Origin of the sequence: Protofrankia sp. Cas4, assembly GCF_963555915.1 — a bacterium.
Lineage (GTDB): Bacteria > Actinomycetota > Actinomycetes > Frankiales > Frankiaceae > Protofrankia.
Window position 1 is genome coordinate 23,870 of record NZ_CAUVXL010000183.1, and the last position, 6,828, is coordinate 30,697.

Consider the following 6,828-nt stretch of genomic DNA (forward strand, 5'->3'; position numbering starts at 1 on the left):
TTCACGCAGCGCCGCCCGATAACGATCATCGGCGTCCAGGCCGTCGCGCAACGCACCCCCCGCCCGGATCTTCGCCTCGGTCAGACTCGCCGCATAGGTAAAGAGCGCCTCCCCGCAGCCGCGGTAGGCACGGGCAAGCTTCGCCAGCCCGTCGGGTAACTCCACCAGCGCCTCGGTGAACGCCGGCGCGTAATCACCGGCCATCGCCAGCTCACCACCGCCGCTCGCGATAGCACGCAGGCGAGTGGTGTTGTGTTCGGCGACCTCAGCCTGGTGCTGCAACCGGACGGCCATCGCCCGCACCGCATCCGGATCACCCTGAGTTGGATCACCCTCCAACTCCAGCACACCCCAGTCGCCCACCGCGGCCCTCCCCGCATCCTCACCGACCGTCGCGAGCGGCCCACGACCACACGCTTACAGTCATATACATAGGGTAACATACCCTGATATAATCGGCAACAATGGTCCAGAAAATCTGGCTCCTTTCTGGGCTCAGGCGTACTCGCCGGCCGACGCGGACGGCTTTACCACAGCGACCGCACCCTGGACACCCGAGAGGAAAGCGGGCGCTAGGCGGTACCCGCAGGAGCCCTCTGCTACCCGATCGACATCTGCACCGCGTTCGCCACGCTCGTTCACGACAGCCAGACGACCGGTGCGTTCCGCGGAACACAGAACCCGGCAACGGCCGGCCGTTCGGCACTGTTCCGCAGCGCACTGCCTCCCCGGGGATCCCGACCGCTCGACCCGACGATCGCCGATACCATCCAGGCCCGTAGCCTCAAGCATGCCAGGCCGTGATCAGATCATCCGGGCCGACCGTCCGGATCGGCAGGCCTGCGACGACACCGTTCCGGCTGATGGCAAGCAACTCGGTGGCCGGACCGGCCCCCGGTACCGCCGCCGTATCACGGACCAGGGTGGCATGGTCGTGCCCGGTCAAAAGGCCTCACCGTCTGCCATGTGATGCCGCCGGTAAACAGAATCCGGGTGGCGGGACCGGGGTGCGTAGGCCGTTGAGGCCATCCTGATGACCGGAACCACCTACCGCGGGCCGGTGTGAGCCGCAACAGTAGGTGGAATCGGCCATTATGATGACGTTTTCTACCTACGATCCCGTTGTATCTGGGTGTTCCGCGGAACACAGAAGCTGACCGCGGGATTGGACCACAAGCCGGTAGACGGAGCGTGTCGTCTCCGCGCCGGCCCAGTATCCGACGGCGCCGCTCACGAGCATCCCCACACGATGTGCGGCCCACGCCCACGGCCCAGCCCGCCACGCTGATGACGGGTGCTTCAAGGTGGTCCTCGGCTACGACGAGCTCGTACATGTCCACAGCTACCGCCACCACGATGAGGATTTTGCCGCCCACCTGCAAAACAGTGCGGACCCCGCCCCCGAAGCGCATCGTGGCCGCCAGTTCCGCGGCCGAAGCCTCCAGCGGGGCCACCCGTGCACCGTGACCGGCAGCCTCGAGTGCGCGTACGAGCGGCATGGGTCCACCGCGGAGGAGGATCTTGGCTGCATCGGCGACCACGGTGAACCGGCCCGGGGTAGCCGAGAAGACCGGTGGCCCGCCCGGAGTCGGGCTGCCTCCAGACAGGATTACCTCCCCCACGTGGGATGCTGAAGCGCGGATCTCCGCGAGGATGCGCTCCAAGGTGAGCTGCCCGTACCGGAGGGCATTCCGAGTGTTGATCACCTCCGTCTGTACGGGGATACTGTTGCCGGCACCCAACTGCCGCATCCGGACCGACGAGTCGAGCTACCCGTGCATCGCACAGCGATGGGCGGATAGCGATGGGCGGATAGCGATGAAGCGAAGTGGGTGCCAGGTCTGGCATCCTGTCCTCATGAAACGATTCAGAAAGGACTATGCCGCGTAGTCGGCCGTCCCAGCTCCGGGCTGTCGGCCGCCAAGCGCGGCGGCAGTCGAACGAATCCTCAGTTCCCGGTCTTGCGCGCGGTTCTGGCATGCTCACCGGTGCGGTTGCCCGGTTGGAGCGCGATCGACTGTGGCCCGGCGCGGTGGCACAAGCCCTGCGACAGTGGTCGCGAATAGCCCACCATCCCCGTCTTGCTCTTTCGAGTGGTTGCGGCTGTCCGTTGTGCAATCCCTTCTACACGACCGACGAACGCACGGTTCTCGAGCTCGCCCTCCACGCCCTGCCCACGCGAGCGGCGCGTGAACTGCGAGGCATGGTGGAGCCGCTCGACGCCCTCTACCTCGCGCGAAGTTGGCCGCTCCCGACCGTCTCGCCAGACGATGGTTGGTGGGCACGGCGATGTTGAGCCTGACGCAGCACGATCATGGCTCATTTCGCGCGGCCGGAGGTCCCAAGCGTCTGGCAGATGGGGAGTTCTCCCGATGCGACGCACCGCCCCACGGGTGCACTGTCTTCAGACATGAGCCAAGACATTGCAACCAACCCCGGATCCGATCCCAAGATCGACACTGTCCAACGCCTGTACGCGGCCTATGGTCGCGGCGACATCGACGCCGTCCTCGCCGAGCTCGCCGACGATGTCGACTGGGCTGCGGAGGCGGCCAGCACGTCGGTACCGTGGTACGGCAGCTACCGCGGCAAGGGCGAGGTGCCCCGGTTCTTCAAGGACATCGGGTCGAACATCGAGATCACCGAGTTCACGCCGCTCTCGTTCACCTCCAACGAGACCGACGTGATCGCCACCATCCACTGGGCCTACACGGTGCACGCGACCGGCAAGACCGCGGCGATGTACATGCAGCACTGGTGGCGTTTCACCGACGGGAAGATTGCATTCTTCCGGGGCTCGGAGGACACCGAGCAGTCAGCCGCGGCCTTCTCATAGTCAGTCGCGCGGCCTCATAGTCAGTCGCGCGGCCGGGCGGGCTGATCCGCGCACCGGGGGCCGCCGGGGGTCACCCGGCGGCCCCCGGCCGTCAGCCGCGCGTGAGCGTGAGGGTGAGCACGGACGGCAGCCCGTACCAGTCCGTGGAGACGACGCTGGCGTGATCGGCGGCAAGCTGGGCGACCCTGGCCTGGGCGTCGGCGACCGCCGGGTTGGTGTCGTTGAGGGCGGGCGTCACCGCGTGGGCATCGGTCATCACCAGGATGTAGTGCCGGGTGTCATACCAGGAGGTGTTCACGCTCGTGACATAGGTGCTGGCATCACCGTCGAAGAACACGAACCAGGGTCGGATCGTGATGTCCGAGTACCGCGTCCTTGGATCACCGGTAGCCGCGCCGAGCACCGCCGGGAACATCATGGCGTCGCCGACCTTCCCCGCCGCGTACAGATTCCGGAGGTAGGTCGCGTACTCGACGTCGGTGTGCAGCGTGTCGGTCGGGTTCGCGAGTTCGACGGTGCCCGGAATCACATAGATGATCATTTTTCCGGCCAGTGCGGAGCGGCTGGGCCAGGCGTCCGCCGTGGCCGCCGCGTCGAGGTTTGCATGGGTGCCGCCGAGCAGGTCGGCCGGCCGGTAGATGGAGTCGGTAGCGACATTCGCCTTGATGTAGGCGTCAAGTTCGTCCGGCCCCATCCCGGCTCCGTTGTCGAAGCCCGCCTTCATTTCGATCTTGACGAATACGGGACCAGCGGTCGGATGTGCCACCAGCCACCATTTGATGTCGCTCAGGCAGGAGCCTAGATTCTGATTCCGGTTACCGGTGTAGAGGGCCGACGCGCTGGTGGCCACCACGCAGTTGTTGTCGTTGCCGAGCGGGTTGCTGTGGCTCACCCGCCAGCGGTGCGCGACGATGTCGTCCCACGCGTCAAGTTCGATCATGGAAGAACCCGCGTCGAGCGCCTGGGCGAGATAGGTGTAGTCGGCTTTGTCGTAGGTGTTGTGCACCCCCACCGTCGTCGCATGCGACACCCGCACCGAGCCGAGAGCGGCGGCGACCGCCGGCGATGCCGACGTCATCGACGCCACCAGCACCGCCGTGGCCACCCCGGCCACGGACAACAAACGGCGGCCACCCCGACACAACCTCATCACGCCTCCCGGTCCCATCGGCCAGCAGCACTACTGTCCGATAATAAACGGAATAGCCATCGTCGCGAAGTCAATCCGTGAAAGTCCGATATAATCGGATCGCAGGTGAGGCGCGCGGACGGGTTCACACGACCGTGGCGAGGAACGTGTCCAGCAGCCCGGTGATCATCTCGGGTTGTTCCAGTGGGCTGGTATGTCCGCAGTTCGCGACGATCTGCAGGTGGGCGCCTGGGATGCGGGCCGCGATACGCTCCGCCTTCGCCGGTGGAGTGGCCGCGTCCTCGGCACCGACGACGACGAGGGTGGGCACCGTGATCCCGAGAATTTCATGATCCACCGGTGGGCGGTCAGCCACCCCCAGCACCGCCTTGCGCACGGCGGCACGGTCACTGCGGTTGAGCCGGCGCACCCACTCGTCCCGCAGCGTCTTGCTGGCGGGGTCTGCCAGGAAGACAGGGCCGAACATCTGCGGACTGACCTTGCTCAGGATCGGCTTGATTCCGAACAGACGCAGCAGCCATGCCAGCTGTTTGTACTCGCCGACCTTGCCCGGCTCCTCCGGCCCGGAGCTGGTGTCCAGCAACGTCAACGAACGCAGCAACTCGCCGTGGCGGGCCGCGACGCGCTGGCCGACGAAGCCGCCCATGGACAGGCCCACCCAGTGCACCGGGCCCACACCGAGCGCCCTGATCAGGGCGACCGCATCGCCGGTGAGGGTGTCCATGTCGTAGCCGTCGACGGTCGCCGGTGTGTCCCCCTGCCCGCGCCAGTCGAGCGCCACGCACCGGTAGGACGCGCGCAGGGCCGCGATCTGGCGATGAAAAACCCAGCCACTGAACAACAGACCGTGCCCGAACACAATGGTCGACGCATCCGGTCGACCGGCCGGCGCCAGGGTGTCGGTGTAGGCAATCGTCGCGCCGCGGACGTCGATGGTCGGCATGAGTCCCTCGTCTCGATATCTTCTTCGCGTGGTCAGGCGTTGGAGACGGCCGTTTGAGGCACCCTCATATTGCGCATGGTCACGAAAGCGGTGGCACACAGCGTTTCCTCAGCGCCGTCAGCCGAGTAGACATCGGCGGCGGCGACCGTCATGATCCGGCCCGCCTTGACGACCCGGCCGCGGGCGATAATTCGCTCGCCTTTCGCTGGGGCCAGAATTTTGACCGTGTAGTCGATGGTCATGTTCACCCATCCGGCCGGCAGCAGTGTGCCGGCCGCAGAACCCCCGGCAAAGTCCGCCAGTGAGCCGAGGACACCGCCCAGAACGAAGCCGTCCTGCTGGGTTAGCTCTTTCCGGTAGGGTTGGATGATCTCGGCTTCTCCCGGCGCTATCCGGCCGAACTCGAAACCCAGATGTTGCGCGGCCGGCATGCTCAGGACCACGGCCTTCACCGCCTGCGCAAAGTCGGGGTTTTCCGCTTTCAACACGTCCATGTTCACATCCTCCCCGCTGATCAATCAATCCCTCACGCGACCGACTGCGTCCGGGGTGCCCAGAGGTCGAACCCGGCCTCCAGATAGCGCCTTCTGGCGGCAGCCCGCATGATCTTGCCGCTGCTGGTTTTCTGCAGTCGACCCGGCAAAGTCAGCACCAGGTCGCTCACGGAAAGCTGGTGCTCGTGCGTTATTGCCGCTCGAATCGATGCGGCGACGTCAGTCGCATCCACCTTCAGTCGTTCTTCACGCTTGATCTCCTGAACCACGACGAGCTTTTCACCGTCGGCGCCGGGCACCGAGAACGCGGCACACCCACCGGGCCTCAGCGCGGGATGCGCTGACTGCGACGTGTGCTCGATGTCATGCGGGTAATGATTCCTTCCCCGAATGATCAACAGATCCTTCAACCTGCCCACGATGTACAACTCACCGTCGACCACCAGGCCGAGATCTCCGGTACGCAGGTAGGTGGGTCCGATCTCACCGTCGCATTCGGCCTGGAAAGCCTCGGCCGTCACCTCCGGACGCCGCCAGTAACCCTGTGCCACGTGCTCCCCGGCAACCCAGATTTCTCCGACCTGATTCGCTGGACACGAGCGTCCCGTTTCCGGGTCCACGATACGAACCGACGTTTCCGGACGGACGAGCCCGGAACCTACGAGAGTACGGCCGCGGCCGCTCGGCGCCTTGACATAGCGCTTGTGGCCCAGCTCCCCGGTATCCGCATCAATGGTGCGCGGGCCGCGACCCTTCTGGCTGCCGGTCACGAGCAGAGTTGCCTCGGCCAAGCCGTAGCACGGGTAGAGCGCCTGCGCATTGAATCCCACCGACGCGAAGCTCTCGGAGAATCGACGCAGCGTCTCGGGACGAATCGGCTCGGCGCCGTTGAACGCGACTTTCCAACAGCTGAGGTCGAGATCCGGCAGGTCGCCTCTGGCAGCTCGTGCGACGCAGGCGTCGAATGCGAAGTTCGGTCCGCCACTGGTGTGAGCGCGGTAACGTGAGATAGCCGACAGCCACAGGAGAGGCCAGCGGATGAACGCCATCGGCGACATGAGTATGCTGGTCGCCCCGAGGTAGAGCGGCTGCAGGACGTTTCCGATCAGACCCTGGTCATGGAACAACGGCGCCCAGCCGACAAACGTCGAGTGCTGATCGTGGCCGAACGCCCGCTGTATCATCTCCTGGTTCGCCACGAGGTTCCGGTGCGAAACCATGACCCCCTTCGGATCGGAGGTGGAACCCGAGGTGTACTGCAGGAAGGCGACGGAATCAGCCGAACAGGGCCGCGGGTCGAAATCTGTGTCAACCGCGTCCACCATCTGGTCGACGGGAAACCAGTGGAGCGCCCCGCAGATCGGCTCCAGGGACTCCCTGGTGCTTTCGAGCATCGCGCTGAGGG

At 65.6% G+C, this 6,828-nt stretch carries 7 protein-coding genes and 1 pseudogene; 2 read left to right on the forward strand and 6 right to left on the reverse strand.

Going from position 1 to position 6,828, the window contains the following annotated elements; genetic code table 11:
- Both U9979_RS16865 and U9979_RS16870 read right to left on the reverse strand, forming a co-directional pair.
- A pseudogene (locus U9979_RS16865) lies at window positions 1-363 on the reverse strand (hypothetical protein); the annotation flags it as partial.
- Between the two features lie 421 nt (window positions 364-784).
- On the reverse strand, window positions 785-946 hold the full coding sequence (locus U9979_RS16870) for a hypothetical protein (protein ID WP_322780147.1): 162 nt from the start codon (window positions 944-946) through the stop codon (window positions 785-787).
- A 1,032-nt stretch (window positions 947-1,978) separates the two neighbouring features.
- Here U9979_RS16870 and U9979_RS16875 point away from each other — a divergent pair.
- A complete protein-coding gene (locus U9979_RS16875; RefSeq protein WP_322780148.1) occupies window positions 1,979-2,296 on the forward strand; it encodes a hypothetical protein in 318 nt (105 codons plus the stop codon).
- Between the two features lie 114 nt (window positions 2,297-2,410).
- On the forward strand, window positions 2,411-2,836 hold the full coding sequence (locus tag U9979_RS16880) for a nuclear transport factor 2 family protein (RefSeq protein ID WP_322780149.1): 426 nt from the start codon (window positions 2,411-2,413) through the stop codon (window positions 2,834-2,836).
- A 91-nt stretch (window positions 2,837-2,927) separates the two neighbouring features.
- Here U9979_RS16880 and U9979_RS16885 read toward each other — a convergent pair whose 3' ends face one another.
- The 4 genes from U9979_RS16885 to U9979_RS16900 all read right to left on the reverse strand — a co-directional run.
- Window positions 2,928-3,986 carry a phosphatidylinositol-specific phospholipase C domain-containing protein gene (locus U9979_RS16885; RefSeq protein ID WP_322780150.1) on the reverse strand — a complete coding sequence of 353 codons (1,059 nt, stop codon included), beginning with the start codon at window positions 3,984-3,986 and terminating at the stop codon, window positions 2,928-2,930.
- A gap of 124 nt (window positions 3,987-4,110) precedes the next feature.
- Window positions 4,111-4,929: an alpha/beta fold hydrolase gene (locus tag U9979_RS16890; protein ID WP_322780151.1), complete on the reverse strand. Its 819-nt coding sequence runs from the start codon at window positions 4,927-4,929 to the stop codon at window positions 4,111-4,113.
- A gap of 32 nt (window positions 4,930-4,961) precedes the next feature.
- A complete protein-coding gene (locus U9979_RS16895; protein ID WP_322780152.1) occupies window positions 4,962-5,423 on the reverse strand; it encodes a PaaI family thioesterase in 462 nt (153 codons plus the stop codon).
- A gap of 32 nt (window positions 5,424-5,455) precedes the next feature.
- The coding region (locus U9979_RS16900; RefSeq protein WP_322780153.1) for a fatty acyl-AMP ligase at window positions 5,456-6,828 on the reverse strand (1,373 nt) is incomplete at its 5' end.